At 31.5% G+C, this 25,461-nt stretch carries 20 protein-coding genes; 12 read left to right on the forward strand and 8 right to left on the reverse strand.

The window, feature by feature from the left end; genetic code table 11:
- The first annotated feature begins 144 nt into the window (after positions 1-144).
- Positions 145-813 (forward strand): peroxiredoxin, encoded by a 669-nt coding sequence (locus FHK87_RS04530; protein ID WP_140590464.1) that lies wholly within the window; start codon positions 145-147, stop codon positions 811-813.
- Positions 814-1,195: 382 nt separating this feature from the next.
- Positions 1,196-1,978 (forward strand): hypothetical protein, encoded by a 783-nt coding sequence (locus tag FHK87_RS04535; protein WP_140590469.1) that lies wholly within the window; start codon positions 1,196-1,198, stop codon positions 1,976-1,978.
- A gap of 113 nt (positions 1,979-2,091) precedes the next feature.
- On the opposite strand, the gene FHK87_RS04540 is transcribed toward FHK87_RS04535, so the two are convergent.
- The 6 genes from FHK87_RS04540 to FHK87_RS04565 all read right to left on the reverse strand — a co-directional run bounded on the left by FHK87_RS04540 (position 2,092) and on the right by FHK87_RS04565 (position 8,266).
- Positions 2,092-2,739: a DUF6891 domain-containing protein gene (locus FHK87_RS04540; RefSeq protein ID WP_140590472.1), complete on the reverse strand. Its 648-nt coding sequence runs from the start codon at positions 2,737-2,739 to the stop codon at positions 2,092-2,094.
- A gap of 57 nt (positions 2,740-2,796) precedes the next feature.
- The gene (locus FHK87_RS04545; RefSeq protein WP_140590476.1) at positions 2,797-3,672 is read right to left on the reverse strand and encodes a YegJ family protein; all 876 of its coding nucleotides are present in this window, start codon (positions 3,670-3,672) and stop codon (positions 2,797-2,799) included.
- 140 nt (positions 3,673-3,812) lie between these two features.
- Positions 3,813-4,910: a WG repeat-containing protein gene (locus tag FHK87_RS04550; protein ID WP_226294086.1), complete on the reverse strand. Its 1,098-nt coding sequence runs from the start codon at positions 4,908-4,910 to the stop codon at positions 3,813-3,815.
- A gap of 135 nt (positions 4,911-5,045) precedes the next feature.
- On the reverse strand, positions 5,046-5,453 hold the full coding sequence (locus tag FHK87_RS04555) for a hypothetical protein (RefSeq protein WP_140590485.1): 408 nt from the start codon (positions 5,451-5,453) through the stop codon (positions 5,046-5,048).
- 84 nt (positions 5,454-5,537) lie between these two features.
- Positions 5,538-6,179 (reverse strand): response regulator transcription factor, encoded by a 642-nt coding sequence (locus FHK87_RS04560; protein ID WP_140590489.1) that lies wholly within the window; start codon positions 6,177-6,179, stop codon positions 5,538-5,540.
- The gene (locus FHK87_RS04565; RefSeq protein ID WP_140590494.1) at positions 6,176-8,266 is read right to left on the reverse strand and encodes a tetratricopeptide repeat-containing sensor histidine kinase; all 2,091 of its coding nucleotides are present in this window, start codon (positions 8,264-8,266) and stop codon (positions 6,176-6,178) included. Before FHK87_RS04565 ends, FHK87_RS04560 begins: the two co-directional genes overlap by 4 nt.
- A gap of 303 nt (positions 8,267-8,569) precedes the next feature.
- On the opposite strand from FHK87_RS04565, the gene FHK87_RS04570 reads away from it, so the two are divergent.
- The 8 genes from FHK87_RS04570 to FHK87_RS04605 all read left to right on the forward strand — a co-directional run bounded on the left by FHK87_RS04570 (position 8,570) and on the right by FHK87_RS04605 (position 17,135).
- Positions 8,570-8,977: a response regulator gene (locus FHK87_RS04570; protein ID WP_140590498.1), complete on the forward strand. Its 408-nt coding sequence runs from the start codon at positions 8,570-8,572 to the stop codon at positions 8,975-8,977.
- A 78-nt stretch (positions 8,978-9,055) separates the two neighbouring features.
- Complete coding sequence (locus tag FHK87_RS04575) at positions 9,056-9,604, forward strand: heme NO-binding domain-containing protein (RefSeq protein WP_140590502.1); 549 nt, start codon at positions 9,056-9,058, stop codon at positions 9,602-9,604.
- Positions 9,594-11,186 (forward strand): sensor histidine kinase, encoded by a 1,593-nt coding sequence (locus FHK87_RS04580; protein WP_140590506.1) that lies wholly within the window; start codon positions 9,594-9,596, stop codon positions 11,184-11,186. The genes FHK87_RS04575 and FHK87_RS04580 overlap by 11 nt, the downstream gene beginning before the upstream one ends.
- A 5-nt stretch (positions 11,187-11,191) precedes the next feature.
- Positions 11,192-12,325, forward strand: a complete 1,134-nt coding sequence (locus tag FHK87_RS04585; protein WP_140590511.1) for an FIST signal transduction protein — start codon at positions 11,192-11,194, stop codon at positions 12,323-12,325.
- 5 nt (positions 12,326-12,330) lie between these two features.
- On the forward strand, positions 12,331-13,383 hold the full coding sequence (locus FHK87_RS04590; RefSeq protein ID WP_140590515.1) for a sensor histidine kinase: 1,053 nt from the start codon (positions 12,331-12,333) through the stop codon (positions 13,381-13,383).
- 2 nt (positions 13,384-13,385) lie between these two features.
- Positions 13,386-13,706 (forward strand): Hpt domain-containing protein, encoded by a 321-nt coding sequence (locus tag FHK87_RS04595; RefSeq protein WP_140590519.1) that lies wholly within the window; start codon positions 13,386-13,388, stop codon positions 13,704-13,706.
- A 14-nt stretch (positions 13,707-13,720) separates the two neighbouring features.
- Positions 13,721-14,440: a LytR/AlgR family response regulator transcription factor gene (locus FHK87_RS04600; RefSeq protein WP_140590523.1), complete on the forward strand. Its 720-nt coding sequence runs from the start codon at positions 13,721-13,723 to the stop codon at positions 14,438-14,440.
- 220 nt (positions 14,441-14,660) lie between these two features.
- Positions 14,661-17,135: a DUF4114 domain-containing protein gene (locus tag FHK87_RS04605; RefSeq protein ID WP_140590526.1), complete on the forward strand. Its 2,475-nt coding sequence runs from the start codon at positions 14,661-14,663 to the stop codon at positions 17,133-17,135.
- A 151-nt stretch (positions 17,136-17,286) separates the two neighbouring features.
- On the opposite strand, the gene FHK87_RS04610 is transcribed toward FHK87_RS04605, so the two are convergent.
- Both FHK87_RS04610 and FHK87_RS04615 read right to left on the reverse strand, forming a co-directional pair.
- A complete protein-coding gene (locus FHK87_RS04610) occupies positions 17,287-17,694 on the reverse strand; it encodes a hypothetical protein (RefSeq protein ID WP_140590529.1) in 408 nt (135 codons plus the stop codon).
- A 148-nt stretch (positions 17,695-17,842) separates the two neighbouring features.
- Positions 17,843-19,918: a tetratricopeptide repeat protein gene (locus FHK87_RS04615; protein ID WP_226294087.1), complete on the reverse strand. Its 2,076-nt coding sequence runs from the start codon at positions 19,916-19,918 to the stop codon at positions 17,843-17,845.
- A gap of 579 nt (positions 19,919-20,497) precedes the next feature.
- Here FHK87_RS04615 and FHK87_RS04620 point away from each other — a divergent pair.
- Together FHK87_RS04620 and FHK87_RS04625 are read left to right on the forward strand one after the other, a co-directional pair.
- Positions 20,498-21,304, forward strand: a complete 807-nt coding sequence (locus tag FHK87_RS04620; protein ID WP_140590532.1) for a glycosyltransferase — start codon at positions 20,498-20,500, stop codon at positions 21,302-21,304.
- Positions 21,305-21,464: 160 nt separating this feature from the next.
- Entirely contained in the window at positions 21,465-25,439 is a 3,975-nt protein-coding gene (locus tag FHK87_RS04625) for a DUF6923 family protein (protein WP_140590536.1), read from the forward strand.
- Positions 25,440-25,461 lie beyond the last annotated feature (22 nt).

Below are 25,461 nucleotides of genomic sequence, written 5' to 3' on the forward strand. Positions count from 1 at the left end.
ATCTCCTAATAGAATAGTTAAAAATGTAATCGTCGTTAATTCTAAGTTAAACTCTATATATGTAACAAAGGTTACTGCCCTCCATTATACTATAGCTTAAATTTATTGAGAAATAAATATTTAATCATTAAAATCTATAATCAAATGGAGACAACTTATGACACAACACCTGAAAAGGTATTTGTGATGCCAAGAATCGGAGATGATGCTCCTGATTTTGAAGCAGTAACTACAAAAGGAAACATCAAACTTTCGGATTTTGCAAAAGATAAATGGATTATCATGTTTTCGCACCCGGCAGACTTTACACCCGTTTGTACAACAGAGATGAGCGGTTTTGCAACCAGAAAATCAGAATTTGAAGCTCTAAATACTGAACTGTTAGGACTTAGTATTGACAGTATCCATGCGCATTTGGGTTGGGTGCAAAATGTAAGGCAAAATACAGGAGTATATTTTGATTTTCCTATTATCGCAGATCTTGATATGAAAGTATCCAAGTTATACGGTATGCTTCAACCAAATGAGAGTGAAACTGCTGCCGTAAGAGCGGTATTCTTTATAGATCCAAGCAAAAAAATACGCTTGATTATGTATTATCCTCTTAATGTTGGGAGAAATATGGATGAAATTCTAAGAGCATTAGAAGCTTTACAAACATCTGATCAACACAAAGTAGCTATGCCATTAGATTGGAAAAAAGGTGATAAAGTAATTGTTCCGCCACCAAAAACATTAGAAGAAATGGATCAAAGACTTAATGATTCTTCAATCGAGCGTGTAGATTTTTATCTTGCTACAAAAGATATTTGATAGCATACTTCTAGAAGGTTGAAATGTAAAATAGAGAGGGTATTTCATAAAGAATATTACCCCTAAGTTAATCCAAACCCTCTCTATTTACAAACTAATCAAAACGTACCCTCAATTATGTTTTGATATTCAAACATTATTAACACAAACCTTATCATAATATTCTTAAGTATAAACTTGTACTATTATGAATACAGTACAAAGATGCTAAACAAAAACTCTTTTAAATACCCTGAAAACAGTGAAAATTGTAGTGGGTATTTATTTTCTTTCTTAAATAATCCTTAATGTTATATTAAAGCTCTGCCATTCACTGTTTTCAGGGTATTCATGTGCGTCCGCATTCTTCAATTTTGAAATATAATCTTAAAAAACTTTACACATGAAAACAAAATTTGCAACTTTTCTACTATTTGTATGTATGGTGCAGGCCGTAGCCGCTCAACACATATACTTTTTTGCAGGAGGAAACAGAAACCTGAAAAGAGATGAAATAACAATCCTTCATAAGAATAAAAACAATGAGAATACAAAATATAAAATGGTATATGATTGGATTAGGATTGATGTTTCAAAAGGCAAACATGATTTACAAATTAAATCATCAGAATTTGATCAACCAAAACTACTATCTGTTGATCTTACTAAAGAAAATGCACTATTTTTTGAAATCAATCTAAGTGATACATCATGGAAGGTTTTGAAAAAATCAAAGGAAGAAGCTCCTACTACTGTAACATATGATTTTGAAGTTTTTGAGAAAGAAAATAACCTGACTTCTCGATTAAAAGACCATCCAAAAACAAAATGGGACACACAAAGCTTAAAAAAATATCTTACATCTAAAAATGAAGGCATGGAAGGTATTTATGAAGTATATTCTAAACATCATAGTAAAAGTTCTTACACTCTAGGAATTGTAAAAAATGGTAGTAATTATGATATTATCTATTTATCCGGAGGAAATGATAATTGGAAACAGGGAGATTTAAAAGGAAGATTAATTACAACAGGAGCAGAAAACACATTCAAAGTAGACTGGTACATGAGTGATAAATTTCTGGAAAAAGATCATTATGCAGAATTCTATGAAAAAAATAGATTGGGTATAGTTTTATCTAATCAGACGTTGTATTATATAAAAACATTTCCTGTAGTTGATTAATAAATAAATTATTCTATATACCTCAAAAGCTCAATATTACAGTATATTGGGCTTTTTTGATCAACTAATTGACTCAAATTGTCAAATTAAATTTTAACTACTACAGGTAAAAATTATTTTTTATTGTTTAACATCAATTCTAAAACTTGCTCATAATCCAATAGGTCTCTAGTGGTGTTGTCAAACTTTTTTTTCCAACAAAAATTGGTGATTTCTATTCTTCTATGTACTGTTTCTTCCCAATTGGTTTTAAATCCATATTCTTTTAGCTTTTGCACTATTCGTTTTCCAACTGCTACAGCTGTAGCTTCATCTTCATTATCAATTTTTTGAAATGCTAAAAATAGATTTCTACTTTCATTAACTGCCGCTTCCAGGTCTTGTTGGTGATAAAAACAGTAGCCGTCTGATTGTATCCCATGATTTCTTAATTCTACTTCTATTTCTACTACTTCGGTTTCTCCATCACTCATTGTATAACCGGCACAGTGCAATGCAATAATATTTTCTTTACATAACGCATCAAACACTTTTACCAACTTATCGACATCGGTTTCTTTTTCCCATTGTTCACTATCTGTATCTAATGCCTTGATTTCTTTTTCTATTGTAGAAAGTGCCCATTCATTAGATATTTCTTTTTCAAAACCATTATCCTCTATTTCTTCAAAAATATTTAGTTCTATTTCTTCTAGAGAAAACAAGCCTGATCGAACTTGATTGCGGATAGACGCATAAATAAACTCCTGATTTTCTGTCATTTTGAGATATGTACAAATAATAGATTTATGTTTTTATTAATTTTTTTAATATTGAGATTAATCTTCTGGACTAAGCACCTTCCATTGATTATCGATTTTATACGTATTAATCTTTTGAAAAGATTTTCCTCCATCAGGGTAGTAACATATTTCTGTGACCAAACAGTGATCATCTGCCTTAAATTGTCTTCTGAAAGCTCTTTTGATACCATTAAATTTTGGCATCCCATTTTCTTGTAAACTTTGAATAAATGAAAGTTTGAGTGTTTCTGAGGTTTTCTGTATTAATTCGTCATCAATCTCTATTTGCAACGTCTCTTTTAGCATTAATTCTGCCTCTTTATCAAAATCTTTGCAATAGATCGCCTTTTCTATATCATCATGATCATAGGCTTCTTCGAGCAATAAGATTGCACCTTCCGGAGTGTCTAGATTAGGAGTAAAATAGTCTTCTCCCTCGTCGATAATCATTCCTCCAAGGCTTTGGTCAAAGTTTTTTAATTGAGTTCCGGCAAGCCCTTCTCTCACAGCTCTTATCGTATATCCCCCAATTAGTCTTCCATGTTCTATAATCATCCAATCAGACACAAATTCCTTTGTTATTCCGATGTTTTGGTTCATTGAAACATTTTGTACATCAATAGGTTCATTTCCAACTACTCCAAAAATATTTCCTTCATTATCAAAACTAGGGTCTGTCAACCAAATATGCTCTATCATACCGTTATCTTCTATTCTTGCTTTGATAGAAAAATAATCTTGACCAATTTTAGGATTTTGTAAACATTCTTGAAAATAGTGAAGTGTTAATCTGGCTTTTTCCATTCCCCAATTCATTCTTTCATCTTCGTTTGGTATGTCATAGACATCAGGTAGGCCTTCTCTTTGTCTTACATTATCTTTTTTTCCGAATAGTTTTCTAAAAAATCCCATTTTGAACAATTATTTAGATTAAGTTATTAGTAACAAATATAGAAAAGCAAAAGATCCTTTTACAGTCTATATCTTAAAATCTTATCATTTTTAAAATTAAAAATTAGTATTGCTAATTATGATATTGAGTGTTCAATATATCATTCTAATATTGCACTCCCCAATGTTACACTAATGCATCGATAGCCATAATCTGTTTTTAAAAATTCTATATGGTCTTGAGGAAGATCAAAATCATTATTTATGATTATTTTCATAAGAGGATATTGTTTTTTAGCCTCATCACAGGTATTGAAATAAGATCTGTAGTTCTCTCTTTTAAATATAAAAGGATTGAGTTCACTCATACTGATAAAAAAATCCGCCCCCTTAATTTGTGTACTAAGTAATTTTTCTATGATTATATTATAATTATGCTGAGAAAAATCATCTTTGGACTTCGTGACTAAACCTTCTGGCTCTTTGCTATATGTTATACTATCCATAGAAAATTCTCTTAACTTTTCTACAGACAGTTTTGGCAGTAATTGATTCTCAAACCAATACGTAAATTCTTTTTTGACGTCAACAAACGTATAATACTTATTGTAAACACTTTTAAAACTTACTTTATAAGGAGAAGAAGTGGGTTCATTTTGAATTTCTAAAGAATATAAGTCTAACTCTCTATCGTATTTAAAATCATCGATCAATATTTCATTTTTTGTATTGATAAGTAAATGTTGTCCCCCAACCCATTGGTAATGATTACAACCAGATTCCTTATGATATTCTTGCCAATATTCTTTTTTTGCACCTTTAAGTGCCCAAATTACTCCATTATGTACTCTCGAAATCTCATTATACACAGGTGGTATTGCAATATTTCCATCACTATCAAACATTCCTGTTTTATATGTTTTTTGATCCCTAAATCGTATAAAACCTTCATTTTCGCAATCAAAACCATTACTGACAACGTTCATACTATCTACTCCCACTTTTCTACCTGATTTCGTAAGGTAATAAGAAGGGTATTTTCCTTCTTTTTCTTCCATTACTGCAATAATCCCATTAAATTCTTTGGCCATAGTAAGCCCCATAAATTTTGGTTCTATTTTTACTTCTCCTTGTTGATTTTTGTAGCCTATTAATTGGGATTCTTCATCAAAAAAAGAAAACCATGTATCTGTAGTATCTTGTGCATGTATAGAAAGTCCTGTTAGTAATACTATATATGATATGATTAGCTTTTTCATTCTTGTTAACTTTTTGTTTTGGTATCTTACTTTTATTATATCAAAAATGATAAATAAAGTAACTTGCATCTTACCTGAAAACAGTGAAAAGCTTTATTTTTTTTAGATTAAAATAAAACCTCAAATATTTTGTTTTTAATCCCAGATAGAATCTCCTTTACGTTCGTTCCAAATTGTATCGTTGTCTAGAAGTCTAATCGATGAAGAAGATATAATCTCAAAAACCAAACTATTTAGAAATCCATCATTCTCGATATCAGAATTGATCGTTATTACATTGCTATCAATTCTATACGTTACAGGATACACAATATCTTTAAAAATAATAGTTGCATTTGTTTTATCAATAAAACTGATTTCTTGATGACAGTTGATAAAAAAATTAGGATCTGGCTGTGCATCTATGCACTTTTGTTCTGTATCAAAAAGAAGATGATCAAATGTTTTACCAGATAATTGGATTTGCTGTATAAAATCATCGTCATTTGAACAACCAAATAACAACAACACTATGATAAAGGATACAAAATACCTCTTCTTCATTTCTTTTTTATCAAAACACTAATTTATAACGAATTCAAAAAAATCATCAAAAACTGTTTTTATACTTTGATTTATATAAAAATCTTAATCCAACAAACCTAGTTTAATCGCATATTTGGTTAATCCCGCAAGGTTACGCACATTAAGCTTTGAAATTAAGTTTTTACGATAACTTTCAATAGTGTGTTTACTTAAAAATAATGTATCTGCAATTTCTTGTGTAGTATGTTCTTTTGCAATAAGGCGAAGGATGTCTTTTTCTCTTTCTGTTAAGGAGTTAATAATATCTTTTTCTTTAGTAAAAATACTATCTCTATGTATTTGTTGAACGCCTTTGGCAAAATATGAGTTTCCACTCAAAATTTGATCAACTGCCGTTAATAATTCTTTTTTTTCTGCATTTTTGGGAATATAACCATCTGCATTTTGTTTCTTAAGCGTCTCATATACTTTTGCATCTTCATGCATACTTACCACTAATGTTTTGATAGAAGGAAAGTTTTGTTTGATCTCATTATTAAGTGCAATCCCATCCATATCAGGCATGCTTATATCTGTAATGATCAAATCTATATCGGCTGCAGTATTAATTTCTAAATACTTTAATGCATTTGTAGCACTATTGACTGTTAAAACAACATTGTAAGATTCTTCTGTATCAAAGATACTTTTTAATCCTTCTAAGAACATTTTATGATCATCAACAATTATAATATTTTTCTTCATATCTGTATAGTTTTATGATAAGTAGGAATATCTATATCTATTATAGTACCTCGCCCTAATCTGGTGTCTATATGCATGTTTCCAGATAATTTTTTCAAACGTGATTTAATATTCATGAGACCAATACCAGGGTTAATCGTATTAACATCAAAACCTTTTCCATCATCTTCAAATAATAGTTTTACTACGTTATCATTTAGGTTAAGCTGAATATCCAATTGATTTGCCTTTGAATATTTTACAGTATTAATAAATAATTCTTGTATAATTTTAAACAACTCCATCCGTATATTTTCTGCTAAAGTATTGATTTGTATTTCTGGAAACACCTGAAAATTTAACTTAAACCCTGCACTTTTAGTATTACGATGTAAATAATCCTTTAAAAATATTGTAAAATCTTCATTTTTGAAGCGCTTTGGCATTAAATTATGGGATAAATTTCTAACAAGCTCATACGTATCGTCTAATTGTTCTTTTAATTTATCAGCATTTTCGTTTTGTAAAAAGGTATGATTAACTTGTAACTTAATCGCAGCCAGATTTCCTCCGATGCTATCATGTAGTTCCTGAGCAATACGTTCTCTTTCTTTCTCCTCGGACTCAATAGTCGTTTTGATGAGTCTTAATTCTTGATCTTTTTTTAATGTCTCAACTTCTTGTTGATTCATTTGTTCTTGAACTTTATTCAGCGTTACCTGTGCTTTTAATTTTTGATAATATATAAAAAGAAGAATGATCACTCCTATAATTATAATCGAAGCACCTACGATCAAAGCTGTTTTTATAAGTTTTTGTCTTGCAAGTTCATTCTCTTTTTTTGTCTGAGATTCTTTCAACTTGAGATTTTCGACAACTTCTTTTTGATTTTTATTTTCTAAAACGAGAATCTTATTTTTATACTGTTCGTTTTCCAGCTTTTTTTGTAGGGTTATTGCTTGTATAAGTTGTTCTTGATTTTTAAGTCTTAATGCTTGATTAGAAGATAAAGTGCCTAAAAATTCAAGTCTTCTTCGTTGCCTCATCATTTGGTCTTTGACTTTGAGTTCTCTGGTCTTTTTTACCAATGTTAATTTATCAATGGCATTACGAGTCTGCATATATTGCACCCAATATTCACTAAATGATTTTCTACTTTTGATAACCTTATAATAGTCTAAAGTATATTGATAGGTTTCTTTTTGTAAACCGAGATCATATTCTTTTTTTGCTTTCTTCATGATATATGCCAATGAGTCTGTTACTGTTGTAAAATCATTTTTGAAAGCATTTAATTTTTTCAATTTAAAAATCGTACCATTACAATGGTATATCATTTTCTGAGTGCTACAAAGATCATGACCTTTTTTATATATATCTTTTGCTTTATCGTATTCTCCTAATATTGTGTAAAGAGCAGATAAACATTGATAAATAGCAGTAACTGTTGATAAAGCTTCTCCTTTAGGTATTTGTTTTAAACTCATTTCGAAGGATCGTATGGCACTTTTAAAATTACCTATTTGAGCGTATGATCTTGCAGATCCAATATGTCCTCTTACAAAATTATTGTTGTAGTTTCTGTCTCTTGCTATACCTTGCGAAAGGTATCGTAAGGATTTGACAAGATCCTCTTTACCAGTATTGATTTTACTAAGATCTACTTTGATCATGTTTGCAATCAGATGCAATTGATGTTTCTCAGCAACCTTGAGTCCTTTTTCATACCAACTTATAGCTTCCTGTATTTTATATCCTTTTTTTCTGGTAGAATGGCCTAATATCCGATAGGTATTAGCAAGTCTTTTGGGTTTTTCAATTATTGGCAAAGCTTTGTTGGCATAGAATATTGCAGAATCCCATTCTCTTATGGCATTATAATATTCACTTTTATCTACAATCGAAGCAACACTATTATCATTATTAAGGTCAACTTGTAAAATCTCATTAATAATACTTATTGTATAACTTGGATTGATCGCGATTGAATCTCGTGCGTTTTTGAGTAATTGATCTGTTGATGCTACGGATTGAGCCAAAGAACTAAAACAGCTCATCACCACTATTGCTATACACGCTATTTTTACTCTTTTAATTACAATTATCATTAAAGGTTTTATATTAAATTTTACTTTGGGACATACTTCAAAATTAAAATATCATATACTCCTCTACTACCCCATAAACAGTGAAAAAAATAATTTCAAATTACAAGTACAAACAAACAGGTAAATCGTGTATTTTATGTTTAAAAAAGATCAAACATATTCTAAATACCAATCACCTATACAAAACTACCATTCATCTACACTAAAAGCTGTTTTATCTATGTTCAAAAGAAATCTAGTATTTAAAACAGCATCTTTACACTGATTACAAATTATAGATAACAAAACTAAGATAGAAAAATCATGGCATTCAATTTTTTACTTATAGAAGATGATGAAATAGAACGATTAAAATTTGCAAGAGTATTGCAAAAAAATAATTACTCTCATAAACTAATTGAAGCCGAAAATGGTGAAGACGCGCTACAAATTTTAGAAAATAATGAACTGATACCTGACATAATTTTTTTAGATTTGAATATGCCAAAAATGAATGGCTTAGAATTTCTTAAAATTCTTAAATCAAATCCATCGTTAAAATATACCCCTGTTGTAATACTTAGCACCTCTGATAATCATAGTGATCTAAAAGAAAGCTATGAAACAGGAATTGCCGGGTATATCGTTAAACCTCTTAAGTACGAAGATTATGCACATAAAATAAAATGCCTGATCGAATACTGGAGTGTTAATGAATTTGTAAACAGATAATGTAACAACAAATAAATTGACTCATACATATATGGTCAATAATCGTTTACATCTATAATTAAATCAAAAATACATTAGATGAAAGGTATTATTTTTACTGAATTTCTAGAATTAGTAGAACAAAAATTTGGATACGATGTAGTTGACAAAATCATAGAACAATCAGATTTACCCTCTCAAGGTGCATATACTACTGTAGGTACTTATGATTTTACCGAAATGATAGCGCTACTCTCTAATCTTAGCAAACATAGCGGTCTCAGTATAGACGAACTCTTATACACTTATGCCGAACACTTTTTTGGTGTATTGATAAGTAATTATCCTGACATGATTAGTAAGTACAACGATCCAATGGAACTACTGGCATCTATAGAAAATCATATCCATGTAGAGGTTAGAAAACTATATCCGGATGCAGAATTACCAACTTTTGAGATTTTAGAAAAAACAGATACCAAACTAATCATGATATACCGATCATCGCGGGCAATGCACAGTTTTGGTTTAGGATTAATGCACAAAACTTTTGAGCATTTTAATAGTGAAGCCGAAATACATCTTGAAAAATTAAAACCAGATGCAACTGAAGTGAAATTTAGTATCATGAAAACCAATGAGCAGTAATGATATAGAAATACTTAAAAGAGCTTTATCCAGAGAAAAAGCTGCAAGAAAACAAGCAGAAAAAATTCTCGAAGATAAATCTAAAGAGTTGTACTTACTAACTACTAAGTTAAAGAGTACAAACCAAAAATTAGAGGATCGTATTGAGACGAAAAGCTCTGAACTGCAAGGTTTGTTTGAAAACCTGGTAGATGCTTATGTACTTATGGATCTTTCGGGCAACGTTATTGAAATGAATAATGCTGCTGTAGAACTATTTGGATATGATATCCACAAAGAGAGACTTAATGTCGTGTCCTTAATTTATAAAGAGGATTTTACCTATGCAATGAACTCTTTTGCAAAACTTGTTAAAGAAGGTTCTTTTTCTGATTATGAAGCAAGAGTATATACCAAAAATCGCGGTATTAAGACTGTACATATCAACGCTAGCATCATCAAGGATAAAAATAAAAAACCTGTTGCTGCACAAGGTATTGTAAGAGATATAACCGATGAGCTTTTTAGACAACGAAGTTTTGAAGAACAACAGAAACAATTATCTGTTATCGTAGAAAACTCTTCATTAGGTATTGTACTTTCTCAATTTGGTAAAATAGTACAAACCAACAAAGCTTTTCAAAATCTTTTAGGATATGATCAGGAAGAACTCTTACAAAAAGAAGTAAAAGATATATCCATCAAAGATGAATATACAAAAGCGGCAATCAGCATGGACAAAATGAACAAAGGCGAGATTGACCACTTTACTGTCAATAAAAGGTATCTAAGGCATGATGGCTCTACATTTTGGGCAAAAACAAGCGTAGCAGCAGTACGCAAACAAGACCAAAGTGTAAAATATCAGGTCGCTCTTATAGAAGATATTACAGAACAACTAGAACATGAAAAACAACGAGACTTATTACTCAAAAAATTAGAAAAAAGTAATAAAGAACTCAATGATTATGCCCATATCGTTTCTCATGACTTAAAATCTCCTTTGAGAAGCATGAATGCTTTAATCACATGGCTAAAAGAGGATTACCAAGATGTCTTGGATGAAAATGCACAACAATCTTTTGATATGTTGTTGAAAAAAATAGACAAAATGGATCATCTGATCAATGGAATTTTAAAATACGCAAGCATTGATAAATCAGACCAACCCAAACAAAAAATCAATCTTCAGCAAATTGTAGCTGACACTATCGATATTATATATATTCCTGATCATATTACTATAAAAATAGATACCCATTTGCCAGTAATAAAAGGAGACAAATTCAGGTTGCAGCAGTTATTTCAAAATTTACTTAACAATGCTGTAAAATACAATGATAAAGAGCAAGGGCTTATTAACATCTCTTACACAGAAAATAATGATTTTTGGCAATTTGCTATCAAAGACAACGGCCCGGGAATTCCAGAAAAATACCATCATAAAATATTTCAAGTATTTCAGACCATAAGTGATGGCAAAGAGTCCACGGGAATTGGGTTGTCTATCGTAAAAAAGATTATAGAACTTTATGAGGGAAAAATTTGGATAGAATCAGAACAAAATAAAGGAACAACGTTTTTTTTCACACTCAAAAAATAAGTGCCATGAGGTTACAACAACTTACAAAATTAAAAAATCAAGATTGGATGGTTGTCCGAGAGCATACAGAGGAACTCAAAAAACCATTGGTACTTGTTTTTGGTAATCGATTTGAATTAGAAAACCCTGAATTATATCAAGAAATAAGGCAAATGTTTCCTGATGGAGAAATTGTTTTTGGATCGACTGCAGGAGAAATTGTTGGAGAACGTGTGCATGATAATGCTATTACAATTACCGCCATAGAGTTTGAAAAAAGTAGTTTTATTATAAAAAGAGAAAACATACTAGATCATGATAAAGATGCTCGTACTCTTGGTGCTACACTAATCAAAAAATTACCTCAAGAAGGATTAAAACATGTATTTGTCGTTTCTGAAGGGAGTTTTGTAAACGGTTCTGCTTTGATAGAAGGATTAGAATCGCAATACAAAGATGTAACTTTTACAGGTGGTCTGTGTGGTGATAATGATAGGTTCGAAAAAACATTAGTTGGATATAATCAAAACTCAAAAGAAGGAGAAATTGTTGTCATCGGTTTTTACGGTGACACCTTAGATATCTCTTATGCACAATTTGGCGGCTGGACCCCATTTGGACCAGAAAGAATCATTACAAAATCTGATCATAATATCTTATACGAACTGGACCATCAACCGGCATTAGACCTATACAAAAGATATCTGGGTGACAAAGCTTCTCTATTACCGCAATCAGCATTATTATATCCTCTTAGTGTGAAATCCAAAGAAAGATCAGAACCCATTGTTAGAACAGTTTTGTCTATAGACGAGGCCTCTAATACAATGATACTAGCAGGAGACGTCCCAGAAGGTTCAGTGGTACAATTAATGATGGCTAATATCGACAATATAGCGGATGGAGCTTCTAAGGCTGCTCAAATTGCAATGGACAACCGTTCTAATAGACCAGAATTAGCAATTTTGATAAGTTGTATTGGCCGAAAACTAGTCATGGATCAAAGAGTTGAAGAAGAAGTAGAAGAAGTTATAGAATTAATAGGTGATCAAGCAGTAGTAAGCGGTTTTTATTCTTACGGAGAGCTAGCTCCTTTTACATCAGGCAAAACATGCGAACTACATAACCAAACCATGACACTTACTCTTTTTAGCGAATAAAAAAAATGAATTCATTACTAACAAGACAAATACGGAAACACCTTGGAGAGGATGCAAAAAACGATCCTAATCTAAAATCATTTCTAGAGGCTATTCAAGCGTCTTACTTAAATTATGAAGATCAGTTAAAAATGTTACAGAGAGCAATGTCCATTAGTTCTCAGGAATTATATGACGCAAATCAAAAATTAAAACAAGAAGCAGACCAGCAAAAACAAGTTATTCTAAGTCTTAAAGATGCGACTAATATTTTAAATGCAGTAACGTATCATAAAGAAAATCAAAAAAGTGGTGAAATCAAAGAACTTAGTGGTATTGAACTTGCAAATCATATAGAAGAGCAAGCACATACCATTTCTGAGATAGAAAAACAAAGAGAAATCATTTTACAAGATTTAGAAAAAAGTAATAAAGAATTAAGAGATTATGCTCATGTCGTATCACACGATCTCAAATCACCTCTTAGAAATATTAATGCATTAATTAACTGGATTAAAGAAGATGGAGATATATCTGATGAAATCACATACAAGAATTTAAATTTAATTGATGAAAATATTGAGAAAATGGATAATCTTATCAACGGGATTCTGCAATATTCTGTGATTGATAAAAAAGAAAGCTCAGCTTCTATGATAGATCTCAATCAGTTCATCAAAGAGATTTTATCACTAATTCAAATCCCTGAACATATCGATATTGAAATTATAGGTAAATTACCTGTATTAAAATCACATAAACTTAGATTACAACAACTTTTTGAAAATTTAATTACCAATGCCATTGCCAGTATTGATAAAAAAGAAGGAATGATCACTATAGCTGCAGAAGAACAAGAAAAATTCTGGCAATTTTTTATCAAAGACAATGGTAAAGGCATTGCAGAAAAGTATCATCAAAAAATATTCAAAATATTTCAGAGTATTAATGATGATAAAAAATCTACTGGTATTGGTTTATCTATAGTACAAAAAATTGTAGATTTTTATGGTGGTAAAATCTGGCTAACCTCAGAATTAAATAAAGGAACAACATTTTATTTCACCTTAAAAAAATAAGAATGAAAGAATCTCCTAATTTAGTTTATATAAAAGAATTAGCAGCAGGTTCAGAAGAGTTTGAACAAAAATTGATTCATATTATAAAGCGGGAATTCCCTATGGAGAAAGACCAGTTTTTAACCAACTATAATAACAATGCACATCTAAAAGCAGCAGAAAATGTACATAAGCTAAAACATAAAATAGGAATGCTTGGTTTTGAAAAAGGTTATCAGACCACAATTGATTTTGAAAATGAGCTGAAAGAAAACAATACATCGTTATATTCAGAATTTATGTTAATTTTAGAATCTATTGAGCAATTTCTTGAAACCCTTTAAATATTAAATACTTTATGAATTGTATAATTATAGATGATGAAGAAACGGCAAGAGCAATCGTACAACAACTTTGCTCCCAAGTAGAAGATATTACTGTTATTGAAGAATTTCCGAATGCAATTCAGGCAATCAAATTTTTAAATAAAGAAGCAATAGATCTTATTTTTCTTGATATCCATATGCCTGATTTTACAGGTTTTGATTTTATACAAACCTTAAAAAACCCACCCAAAATTATCCTCACTACCTCTGATAAGAATTTTGCTTTAGAGGCTTTTGAATATGATTGCATCGTAGACTACTTAGTAAAACCCATTACATTACCACGTTTTCTTAAAGCAATTCAAAAAGCAAAAGATGCAGCTTCTCCTCCAAAAGAAATTCCTGTAACCAATACAGACAACAATACTCAATCATCAGAAGAAAATGATTTGTACATCAACATTGATCGTAGATTAATTAAAATTGATCTCCCGTCTATCAATATTATTGAAGCCAAAGGAGATTATATCCTTATAAAAACCGAAAAGCAAAATTATACTGTTCATTCTACACTAAAAAAGATAGAAGAAAAATTACCTGATGATTTATTCTTAAAAGTACATCGTTCTTATGTGATCAATATTAAGAAAATAATTGATATAGAAGACAATAGTGTTCTCATCGAGAGAGATGTCATTCCTGTGAGTCGTTCTAATCGACCAGAATTAATGAAACGCCTTAATTTATTATAGTGAACTATCTAGGAGCAAGCCCGCAAGGTTCAGTTAGAAAATAATGTGATGTCGAGGCAAGCAAGCCTTGTAGCATTTAAATCTAGATTATCGATAAATATACCTATCTTTTATAATAAACCACTCACCTACGGGAAATTACCATCCAACGAGTAATAGGTTTTCTTGTGATGTCTATAAATTAATTTTGAGTATCTCAAATTCAAATATTTATAACATCATGAAAAAAATATTACTATTAACCAGCATATGCATAACTACACTATTAAGCGCTCAAAACTATCAATATTTAGGTGACTTTGACAGTAATGGGGTGCCTTTATATCTAGATGAAAGTGATATTGTTTCTCAAGAAACATTAGATATGATCGCAGGAGCATTACCCGAAAGCTATCCTGTACCCGAATACAACCCACATTATATTTCTTCGGGATACGATACTGATATTGTTCTAACTGAAACAGCAGACATTTGGGTAACATTTGTTGGTGAAGGCGCAGGTTACAAAAATGTATTAGGTTTCTATACTTATGATGTTGATAACCCATCTGCTTCTGCACCAACAGCAGAAGATATTACGATCATTTTTCCAAACGTCTCTGCCAAAGGCAGTGGTGGTGGATTAGAAGTAGGAAATAAGGTAAAAATTGGTACTTTTTCTCCGGGAACAGGAATCGGTTGGGTACTATTGGCCAATGCATGGTCTAATGGCAGCGTTGGATCAGGTCTTTGGCAACTACACTCTAATCCTGATTATAACCCAGAGAGTGATCCAGAATTAAGATACCATAATGTACTACTAAGTGATCCAGAAAACGAAAGAATCATCTTAGGGTTTGAAGATATTAGAAGAGACTATGCATCATGTGATCAGGATTTTAATGATGCTTTGTTCTATATTACTGCAAATCCATATACAGCGATCAAAACAGATAATTATGCTGATGTAGATAGCGCAACAGATGTTACCTCTGCAAATGATGGAGGATTAGAGAGTAATGGTGATCTGGCAAACCTAATCGCAAAGAGAAACTTTGCCAGAACAAAAACAAATAGCATTTTTAATACCAAAAAATCACAGAAAAAATTTAAGCCCAATGCAAAATCAAACACATCTGGTGAACATCTAGGTTCTTATTTTCCCGAAACCGGAATGTTTGGAACAGAATCAGCCTATATCTCGAGTCCAGAAGACCTTGTAGGAATAACAAATGCAAAAAAAGTATTTTCTGTAGACTATTATCAAGGCGCAAAAAGAATTGCAGCCGGATTTGCTACAGCTACACAAGGAAGTGTATATGATCATTCAAAAACAATTTGTGACCGACTTAATGGATCAAAATTACTAGATGTAAGAACTGTAAAAATAAGAAAGCACACGATTGTGAGTAGTAAAATCGAAAGAGCAACCGGAGAAGTAGAATATGCACTAACATTTTCGATCAAAAAAGGTAGCAAAACAAATGAATTATATAGCCTTTGGAATATCGGTAATTACCCGACAGGAGATTACACTAATTTTCAAATTTGGGGAGGATCGGTTTCTCAGGTAGCTACTATTGCTAATAATATTATAGATGTAATTAGTCAAAACAAAGCTTTAAAAAGTTACGAGATTGACGATAGAACACCAACTGTATTTGTACAAAAAGGAGCATACAGTCAAGGTAAAATAACACTTGATATTGTAAATAAATTTGGAGCAAAACAAATGATGTTTGATGGTAATGTTAGAAGAACTGAGCAATCTATAGAGCAAAATATAAACAAAGTAGTAACATTATCAGGAACATATAAAGAGCAAGTAACTATAGAAACAGATTATTTGTTTGACATAGGATTTTCTATAATCGGCGAAAACTCTGCTCAGGTAGATGGATTATACCTGGCAGACGGACCATGGGGTATTGATTATCTCGATCAGGGTGTTACTGTTGAAAATTTTGAAGTTGGAAAACACAATATACAACACTCAGAAGACACATACTTAATAGAAAGAGATGCAACAGTGCAAGGGCAGGTAAAAGAAACATTAAACTTATTTAGAAACATCTTAGCCGGAGAACTTACCCTAGAAGTTACTGACTATGAAGCAGTACAGTTTAAAATGCAAAATAATATGGATGTAGAAGTAATCCTAGTAACTGAAGGATTAACAAACTGGAACAATCGATTAAGATACAACATAAAAGCTAGCGACAAAGAGCAACTGTATAACATCCCATTCTCTCATTTTGTAAATGGCAGTGAAGAAAATGAAGACTTCAAAAAAATCAGAAGTATCGTCTTTTCAGTTCAAGGTGATTATCAAAATTTTGTTCCTTTTCATCTACAAGTATCTGAGTTGAGTTTTGAAGGCGCAAAAAGCGAAGAAAATACAGATTTTGCTTCAGAAGCAACACAGGAAAACGAAGAATTAGCGCAAGTGTTGATTGAAGAAGACTCAAAAGATACGATCTTAAAAAACTATCCTAACCCATTTATAAATCAAACTACGATACAAATCCCGGGAGATTATGACCAAATAGATCTAAAAGTAATCGATATGCTTGGTAGAACGGTAAGACAAGAAAACGTTACACCAAATAACAATACAATAATTTTTAAAACCAAAAATCTTGTTCCTGGAATATACTATTACATTATCAGAGGAAACAACAAGAAGAAATACAAAGGAAGCTTTATGGTTATATAATGTTTAGTGTTTCAGGATTTGGGAAGATAGCGGAAGTATAGTCTATGATATACTTTCGCTATTGTTTTTGTAGTTTTTGGATCTTTTTATTAAAAATTGACTACACTTTTATAGCAAATTTAAAATTAGAAATTCAATTTATGCCTATATCTTAATATTCTGATTTAGCATAATATGGTATGAAGTAAGCATTAGAATCGCTTCCTTTACGAAAATATAGTAATGAAATAATTTTCGACTCTTTCATTAAAATATAGGATTCTATGTTATCAGCAACGCTCACAACGTAAATATTTTTTCTTTCATTTTTTTCAAAAGGCAATAGGTTATTTCTAGAACTATTTTCATAAGTTTCTACCTTAAAACCATTTCTTCTTTCGAGAAGATGTTCTTTTTCAGACTTTAAAAATTCGATATGCTTTTTAAACATTTCGTTTGCCTCATCTTTAGATTTAATTTTTGAGCCTTTATATCTATATTTTTCTGATATTTCATCTAAAGATTTATCATTGATAAAAACATCTTCAAAAAACATCCTTACAAATTCACCTTTTTCCATTTTCTTACTCTGACAATAGGTAAATACTGTACAAATCAAAAAAAATGATAAAGTAAATTTTATTCTATTTTGTTTAAGCATAACATTTAGTTTTTGAGTTAACATCCTCAGCTAAATCAATAGGACTTCTTCCTTAATCTTAATACTGCTACCGTTCTAATGCTTTTATCTTTTTATTAAAAATAGGAGCGTTTAGAACATACCATTTTAGTTTAAAACCAAACTCTGTATACTCAAAACCTGCAGCTGTTGCAGAAGAAATATTACTGTATTTACCAAATATATTTACTATAAAACGATCAGAGAAACGATATCCAAATTTAGCTTCTGCCCTATAGGTAGACGAACCGGGATCATCTTCTACAAATTGTTGACCATAGGCGGCACTGGCTTGATAAAACCATTTTTTCTGAGGGTCACTCACTACTTCTAGAAACACTTCTCCAAGATTAAATGTCTCAGGACTAAAATAAATTGTAGGTACCTGATCTTTAAAAGAAATATATTGATAGTTAAGTCCTCCTTTTATAATAGGTTTACGAAAAAAAGTGTAGTATAAAGAAGTAAACAAAAGATTTCTTACATTATCATCTGTTTGCGAAGTATACATATATTGTGTATACCATCCTAAATTAAAATTAGTACCCAGATTATAATTCAAAAAATAGTTATTCATCACAATTTCACGATTCAATAAATCGGCATTAAAGTTTTGTAGCTCTCTTTTGTACCCTATATCCAAATTCTGTAGTTTAAGGGGTTTAGTTTTAAGCACCACTTCTGCGATCAATTCTGTAAAGTCAGTTGTAAATCCATCTGCATTTGTAATTCCGGCTTGAGATTGTAGTGATAATCGACCAGTATGTTTATATATAAAACCGGCAGAGATATCATGAGAGCTAGCTTTATCATTCGTTACTGTATTTTCAGTAGTACGATAATCATATTGCACTATCGATGCAAATTTTGTTGACCATGGGATTTCTGATCGTAAAGATGCGTTTATCGCTTCGTTATCACCATTATCAAATGTAAATGCGGTCTTTTGTTCTATAAATGGTGTGTGTGATTTCTTTAATGTTTTTATTAATTTTTGTGCATCAGGCTGTTTAGGATAATATTGTAATGTTTTATAAGCATATGTATATGATTTGATATCATCACCAGCAGCTCTATATGCATTGGCAATACCAAGATTACCATCAAATGACTTTGGATCCTTTTTTAGTATTGTATTATATTGGTCTAAACTCATCCCAAAATCACTGGTATACATACCATAGGTTGCTCTCAACCCAAGTGTTTTGAGTTCATTTGGATATTCTTTTTGCAGTGTATATAGCTCTTGTCGAGCAGACTTAAATTTTCGATTCCAAAGCAGTGCTTGTATATACCGCTCATAGGTAGACAGATAGATATCTTTATCATCTTTGAGTGCCTTTACTTTATTTTTAGCCTTGATAGCAATGGCAAGTGCTTTTTTATCGTTTTCGGCTTTATGCGCAACCAGTGCCAGCCCATTGAGCGCTATAATACTATCCTTTGCATTTGAAGCTAAAGCATTATACGTCTTTTTTGCATTTCTAAGATCATTGGTAATCAAGTAAATATTAGCACGGTTAAGCTGTGTATCTTTATCATTCGGAAAGTCTTTTAAATTAGAATTAAGGTATTGCAAAGCTTTCTTATATGATTTATTTTGTGCTAATGTATTGGCGTAGCCCAGCCTAATATATTTTCTAGATAGTAATGCATTTTGATTTCCTTTTTGTAGTGCGAGAGCGTTATTTACATATTGTAGTGCTTTTTCATATTTTTTGAGATTAGACAATGTATTAGCATAGCCAAGCACAGCAGGAAAACTATTTTTATCTTCTTTAACCAAATCTTCATAAAATGTCTCCGCTTTTTCAAATTGTTGATCCCACAATAAAGACTCTGCATAGTTCAATTTGATTTCAAAATCATCAGGATATTCATTACGCATTTGTGTAAATATTGCAACCGCTTCTTTTGACCCTCCGGATAATCCCACTGCTCTTCCATAACATAAGTTAGCTGTTTTATTGTCTGGATATTGCTTTAAAATTTCTTCAAAAAAAGATTTAGCTTCTTTATATTTTCCTGTTTCCAAAAAAGTAAATCCCGTCTGCATATCTTGTGAATATGTAAAAGAGAAAGTAAGACATAAAAAGAGAATAAAAAAGGAAAGTGGTAAACGCATTTGTGTAGTTGTTGATTAATACTGTTAAAATAATAATAACTATAAAAACAACGGTAAAAAAAATCAATTGGTTCTCAACAAATTACTAGCTTTCACAAATTAACAATATCAAAAAATATCATTTATTAACATATTTTTATGATATTTAAGCACTTATTGTATTCTAAACCTACTGTTTTTAACATAAAAATTTACATAAAATATCTTAATTTTATTAACTTATGTAATCCATTACTTACATTATAACAAAATAAAAATGTTAAAATTTACGTTAAAATACATAATTATCGATGAAATACACAATTTTTAGAGTTATCGTAAAAGTTTTGTGGTTTTACCGTAACCAAATATTCTAGAAACACTCCTATCTTTACAAAAGAATTAAGAAACCATTAGTAATTAAATAATAAACACTCAGTTATAATACAGTAATTATCGTCAAAGTGTAAAATGATCTTCTCGCCCCAGAAGAATGTTTAACATAATTTAAAAGATTTTAAAGGTCTACAAATGAAGTAAAGACCATTTTAAAAACCTAATACTTCAAAGCCCCGGAAGTATTCCCAAATCTTAGATAACATGACGAAAATTACCGGAATTATAATTCCATGCTATAATGAATATTATAGGTTGGAGACTGAAAAATTTTGCCACTTCCTAATTAACAATCCAGAATATCATTTATGTTTTGTAAATGATGGCAGCTCTGATAACACTTTAGATCTGCTACAGCAACTCAGAAAATTTAATCCAGAAAAAATCTCTGTTCTTCATTTAGAAGAGAATCAAGGTAAAGCTACTGCTGTACAAACAGGAGCTAATTATCTGGCAGAATTAAATCATATTGATAACATCGCATTTCTAGATGCAGACCTTTCTACTTCATTAGAAGAAATGCACACACTAGTACAAAAATTAAATAGCAATTCTAGGCTGAGTATGGTTTTTGGTTCTAGAAAAGCAGCCGAATCTAAAAACATAGAAAGAAACGTTGTAAGAAAGTTCTTGTCTAGTGTTGTTGGATTCTTTATCAAATTTATTCTTCAATTACCGATCAAAGATACACAGTGTGGTGCTAAGGTATTCAAAAAGAGTATTATTGAAAATGTATATAGCCAAAGATTTATCAGCAGATGGTTATTCGACATAGAAATCTTTCTTAGACTTAAAAAACATATTGGGATTAAAGACTTATTAAACTGCATTAGCGAAGAACCTTTAGATAGCTGGATAGATGTAGAAGGATCAAAAATAACATTAAAAGATTCTTTTCTTATCCCTATCAACCTTTTAATCATCTGGTTAAGTTATTTTAAAATCAGAGTCCCAAGAAAAAATGTATCCGATATTTTCAACTTAAAAACAGATTATTATATGACAAGATAACTACTTTCTACACATTATATACAATAAAACAGATAAGTGTTTAACCAACTAAATACTTTATTAAACTATCAAAAAATACAACTCAACGAATATTCTGACTATCAAAAAATGTTTGTATTAGTTTAGAGGTATAACCCAAAATATTAATGATCGATATATCATGAAAAAAATTCTCCCTATACTAGTAATCTTTTTGACAAGTATTACTTATGCTCAACAACCTTTTGATTGTAATGATGGTAAATTTTACCAGGTCATCTCTGGCGCATTACGATCTTATGACCCTATTACAGGAACATATTCTGATCCTTTACATACATATCCTTCGTATAATGCAGGAGGATATAACCCTGTAGATAACTTTTTATACGCAATTAGAAGTAGCGATAAGCATTTATTAAGAATTGGTACAGATGTAATTGTAGATCTTGGAGCGGTAGCTCCTAATGGTGGTATTAACTTTGGTGGTGGTTATGCTGCCGATGTTGATAGTGAAGGAAACCTTTGGGTTTTTCAGAATTCATTAGACAAAAGATCTTTTCATAAAATTATTAATCTACAAGATTATGATGGTTCTTCTGCACCTGTGTTTGAAATCGTTGTGTCTGATCAGGCATCACCAGCTTCATGTGCAGATATCGTTTTTATAAATGGCAATCTTTATGGTGGTAGCAGAGGCAATATGTACAAATGGGATTTGGCTACGGCTACTCCTGCTTTTAGTAGTAAAAGTGTAACTGATTTACCTAGCCATACCTTTGGAGCATGTTATACTGATACTAGTAATCGATTATACGTATCGAGTAATAATGGCGGTTTATATTTAGTAAACGATTATGAAGGTACATCCCCATATGCTTCACTTCTTAACAATACAGAAGTAACTAATTCTAATGATGGATTCAAGTGTGCCAGTGGTGTATCTCCTATCGATGCTGACAAAGACGAAGTATTAGACCCGTATGATCAGGATACAGATGGAGACGGTATTCCTGATGTTGTAGAAGGTGGCGGAGTTGACCCTTATGGTGATGATGATGGAGATGGAATCTTTAACTATCTGGATGCTGACTTTGGTAATACATGTAACAGTGGGGTATCTCTTGCTTTTGATACTGATAGAGATGGTGTACCAAATGTACTTGACCTTGATAGTGACAATGATGGGATTTTTGATATTGTAGAAGCAGGATTAGGTAGTTATGACACCAATGGTGACGGAATGTTTAATTCTGAAGATTCTGGATATGTTGATTCTGATCTTGATGGTGTAGCAGATGTTATTGATGTTGATCAAACAGGAGTAGCATTTTTTCCACCAGATACCGATGGCGATTTAATATATGATCCTTATGATATTGATGCCGATCAAGATGGTATTGTAGATCTTATTGAAGGTCAAAACAGTGCAAGCTTTGTAACCTTATCAGGTACTGATCAGGATAGAGATGGTATGGATGATGCTTTTGATCCCGATCAGGGAGGAACTCCACAAGGATATGTAAATACAGATACCACAGATAATCCTGATTTTCTTGATACCGATTCTAATAACGATGGTAAACTTGATACTGTAGACGCATACGACACTAATAGTGATAATATTGCAGATACAGTAGCTTCCGGTAATGATTTTGATCAAGATGGTCTTGATGATAACTTTGATACCAAAGAGACTGTATTTGATTCTGATAACGGAGATCAGACTCCTGCTAGTTTTCCTTTAGCAAGTATTGGCGAACGATATAATTATTTAGGAACATTTACCAGTAATGGAACCCCTGATTATCTAGGTGCAAACGAAACTTTATCACCATCTTACCTTAACCGTATTGATGGAGCTTTACCAGAAGGCAATAACTTACCAAACGTAAACCCTAATTATATATACTCAGGATACGATACTAATATTACTGTAGAATCTACAACAAATATCACTGTAACCTTCATTGGAGAAAATACAAATTACAAAAGTGTTTTAGGGTACTATACATACGACATCAATTCACCTATTACAAATACTCCGGCTCCAGAAGATATTACTATTGTGTTTCCTAATGCTTCAAAAGCAGGAAGTGATGGTAACCTAAGTGCCGGTAATACAGTAAGTATAGGAAGTATTCCTGCTAATACCGGTATCGGTTGGGTATTACTTGCAGATGGTTGGGATAGTGGAACAATAGACTCTGGATTATGGCAGTTGCACTCTGACGATGACTATAACCCTGAATGTGACGAAGCGCTGCGCCCTCACAATATCCTATTGGCTGATACCGAAAATGAAAGTATCGTATTAGGTTTTGAAGATGCAAGAAGGGATTATCCGGAAGCAGACCATGATTTTAATGATGTATTATTTCATATCAAAGCAGATCAATACCAATCTTTAAAAACAACTAATATCCTTGAACTTACAGAAGAAGGTATTGTAACCTCTGGTAATGATGGTGGATTAGAAAGCAATGGAGATTTAGCTACTTTGATCGCAAAAAGAAACTTTGTACGATCCAAAACCAATACAATATTCAACAAACAGAGCTTACAGCAAAAATTTGCTCCGGGCAAAAGATATGCTAAATCAAACCAGATTGATTTGAGTGTTTATTTCCCTGCTACGGGAGCATCAGGAACAGAGACTTCTTTTGTATCCAGTCCTGATGATTTAATAGGAGTAACCAATGCAACCTCTGTATTCTCAATAGATTATTACAAACAAAGTGATAGAGTTGCAGCAGCTTTGGCAATGGCAACCAAAGGAGGAGTATACGATCACTCAAAAACAATATGCGATAGACTTAATGGTTCTGTGATAGAAGATATAAGAACATTACGATTCGGAAACCATACTTTGGTCAATACCAAAATTAAAAGAAGAAGTGGAGAAATAGAGCATGCTGTACACTTTTCTGTAAGAACAGATGAGTTTCAAAATGAATTATATAGTTTATGGAACATTAACCAATACCCAGAAGGTGATTACCTTAATTTCCAAATATGGGGAGGATCTGTTGCACAAATAGCCAAAATAACGAATACTATTCTAGACAAATTAGCTTTGAATAAACCTCTAGGTAAAACTTTTATCCCTAATAACATCCCATCAGTATTTGTACAAAAAGGATTTTATAGAGATGGTAAGCTTACTTTGGATATTATAAATAAGACGCAAGAAAACCAATTCTATTTTAGAGGAAACAAAAGAGCTACAGAATTATCAATAGAGCAATTAATGACGGAGACCATTCCATTATCAGGAGCATATTCTGAAACTGTAACTATAGAAACAGGATACTTATTTGATATAGGGTTCTCTATCAAAACTGATGATCCTAACAAAGCAGATAACCTTTATCTTGCTGATGGACCTTGGGGTATTGATTACCTTGAGCAAGGTGCAAACATCAATAGATTCAATATTTCTGAAAATAAAAGAACAGACCAAAACGAAGGAGAATATTTTGTAGAAAGAGATGCGAATGTAAATGGAAATATCAAAGAAACTTTAAACTTATTTAGAAACATACTTGGTGGTGATCTTACATTAAATATTTCTGATTACAAAGCGGTACAATTTGAACTGTTTGCAGACAAAGATGTAGAAGTGATCCTGGTAACCAAAGACCTGGTAGACTGGAGTCAAAGGCTGAGGTATGTAATCAAAGCAGATCCTAAGAAAAAAACATATACGATTCCTTTCTCTAAGTTCTATACACAAAGTAACCAAAGCTTTGTTCCGGATGAGTTAAGAAGTATTGTATTCTCTATACAAGGTGACTATAAGAGTTTCTCTCCTTTCCAACTAGAAGTAGCTAAATTAGCATTCACTCAATCAAAAGGAATTGACGAGAACAATACAGAAACTTCTATACAATCAGGAGTTACAATTTTCAACTCTCCAAATCCTTTTAGAGGTCAAACCACAATACACCTGCCAACAGAACATCAGAAAATATCAATATCTGTAGTAGACATGTTAGGTAGAGTTGTACAAAAACAAGACATAAATAGCTCTACAGGAGCATCCTCTAATACATTTACATTTACCGCAAATAATTTACAACAAGGTGTATATAAATATATTGTAAGAGGTGATAGTTATAAAAATCGCTATGAAGGAAGCTTCTTAATTAAATAAGAGGTAGTAATTTAATTTTTTT

Source organism: Aquimarina algicola, from assembly GCF_006443095.1.
GTDB lineage: Bacteria > Bacteroidota > Bacteroidia > Flavobacteriales > Flavobacteriaceae > Aquimarina > Aquimarina algicola.

What these genes read in the sequence shown, in the direction of transcription:
- FHK87_RS04560 (WP_140590489.1), bottom strand. Translation starts at nt 6,179, where the DNA reads ATGAAGAAAAATATTATAATTGTTGATGATCATAAAATGTTCTTAGAA.
- FHK87_RS04570 (WP_140590498.1), top strand. Translation starts at nt 8,570, where the DNA reads ATGGCATTCAATTTTTTACTTATAGAAGATGATGAAATAGAACGATTA.
- FHK87_RS04600 (WP_140590523.1), top strand. Translation starts at nt 13,721, where the DNA reads ATGAATTGTATAATTATAGATGATGAAGAAACGGCAAGAGCAATCGTA.
- FHK87_RS04575 (WP_140590502.1), top strand. Translation starts at nt 9,056, where the DNA reads ATGAAAGGTATTATTTTTACTGAATTTCTAGAATTAGTAGAACAAAAA.
- FHK87_RS04620 (WP_140590532.1), top strand. Translation starts at nt 20,498, where the DNA reads ATGACGAAAATTACCGGAATTATAATTCCATGCTATAATGAATATTAT.
- FHK87_RS04605 (WP_140590526.1), top strand. Translation starts at nt 14,661, where the DNA reads ATGAAAAAAATATTACTATTAACCAGCATATGCATAACTACACTATTA.
- FHK87_RS04565 (WP_140590494.1), bottom strand. Translation starts at nt 8,266, where the DNA reads ATGATAATTGTAATTAAAAGAGTAAAAATAGCGTGTATAGCAATAGTG.
- FHK87_RS04545 (WP_140590476.1), bottom strand. Translation starts at nt 3,672, where the DNA reads ATGGGATTTTTTAGAAAACTATTCGGAAAAAAAGATAATGTAAGACAA.
- FHK87_RS04530 (WP_140590464.1), top strand. Translation starts at nt 145, where the DNA reads ATGGAGACAACTTATGACACAACACCTGAAAAGGTATTTGTGATGCCA.
- FHK87_RS04610 (WP_140590529.1), bottom strand. Translation starts at nt 17,694, where the DNA reads ATGGAAAAAGGTGAATTTGTAAGGATGTTTTTTGAAGATGTTTTTATC.
- FHK87_RS04580 (WP_140590506.1), top strand. Translation starts at nt 9,594, where the DNA reads ATGAGCAGTAATGATATAGAAATACTTAAAAGAGCTTTATCCAGAGAA.
- FHK87_RS04550 (WP_226294086.1), bottom strand. Translation starts at nt 4,910, where the DNA reads ATGAAAAAGCTAATCATATCATATATAGTATTACTAACAGGACTTTCT.
- FHK87_RS04590 (WP_140590515.1), top strand. Translation starts at nt 12,331, where the DNA reads ATGAATTCATTACTAACAAGACAAATACGGAAACACCTTGGAGAGGAT.
- FHK87_RS04535 (WP_140590469.1), top strand. Translation starts at nt 1,196, where the DNA reads ATGAAAACAAAATTTGCAACTTTTCTACTATTTGTATGTATGGTGCAG.
- FHK87_RS04615 (WP_226294087.1), bottom strand. Translation starts at nt 19,918, where the DNA reads ATGCGTTTACCACTTTCCTTTTTTATTCTCTTTTTATGTCTTACTTTC.
- FHK87_RS04585 (WP_140590511.1), top strand. Translation starts at nt 11,192, where the DNA reads ATGAGGTTACAACAACTTACAAAATTAAAAAATCAAGATTGGATGGTT.
- FHK87_RS04595 (WP_140590519.1), top strand. Translation starts at nt 13,386, where the DNA reads ATGAAAGAATCTCCTAATTTAGTTTATATAAAAGAATTAGCAGCAGGT.
- FHK87_RS04625 (WP_140590536.1), top strand. Translation starts at nt 21,465, where the DNA reads ATGAAAAAAATTCTCCCTATACTAGTAATCTTTTTGACAAGTATTACT.
- FHK87_RS04540 (WP_140590472.1), bottom strand. Translation starts at nt 2,739, where the DNA reads ATGACAGAAAATCAGGAGTTTATTTATGCGTCTATCCGCAATCAAGTT.
- FHK87_RS04555 (WP_140590485.1), bottom strand. Translation starts at nt 5,453, where the DNA reads ATGAAGAAGAGGTATTTTGTATCCTTTATCATAGTGTTGTTGTTATTT.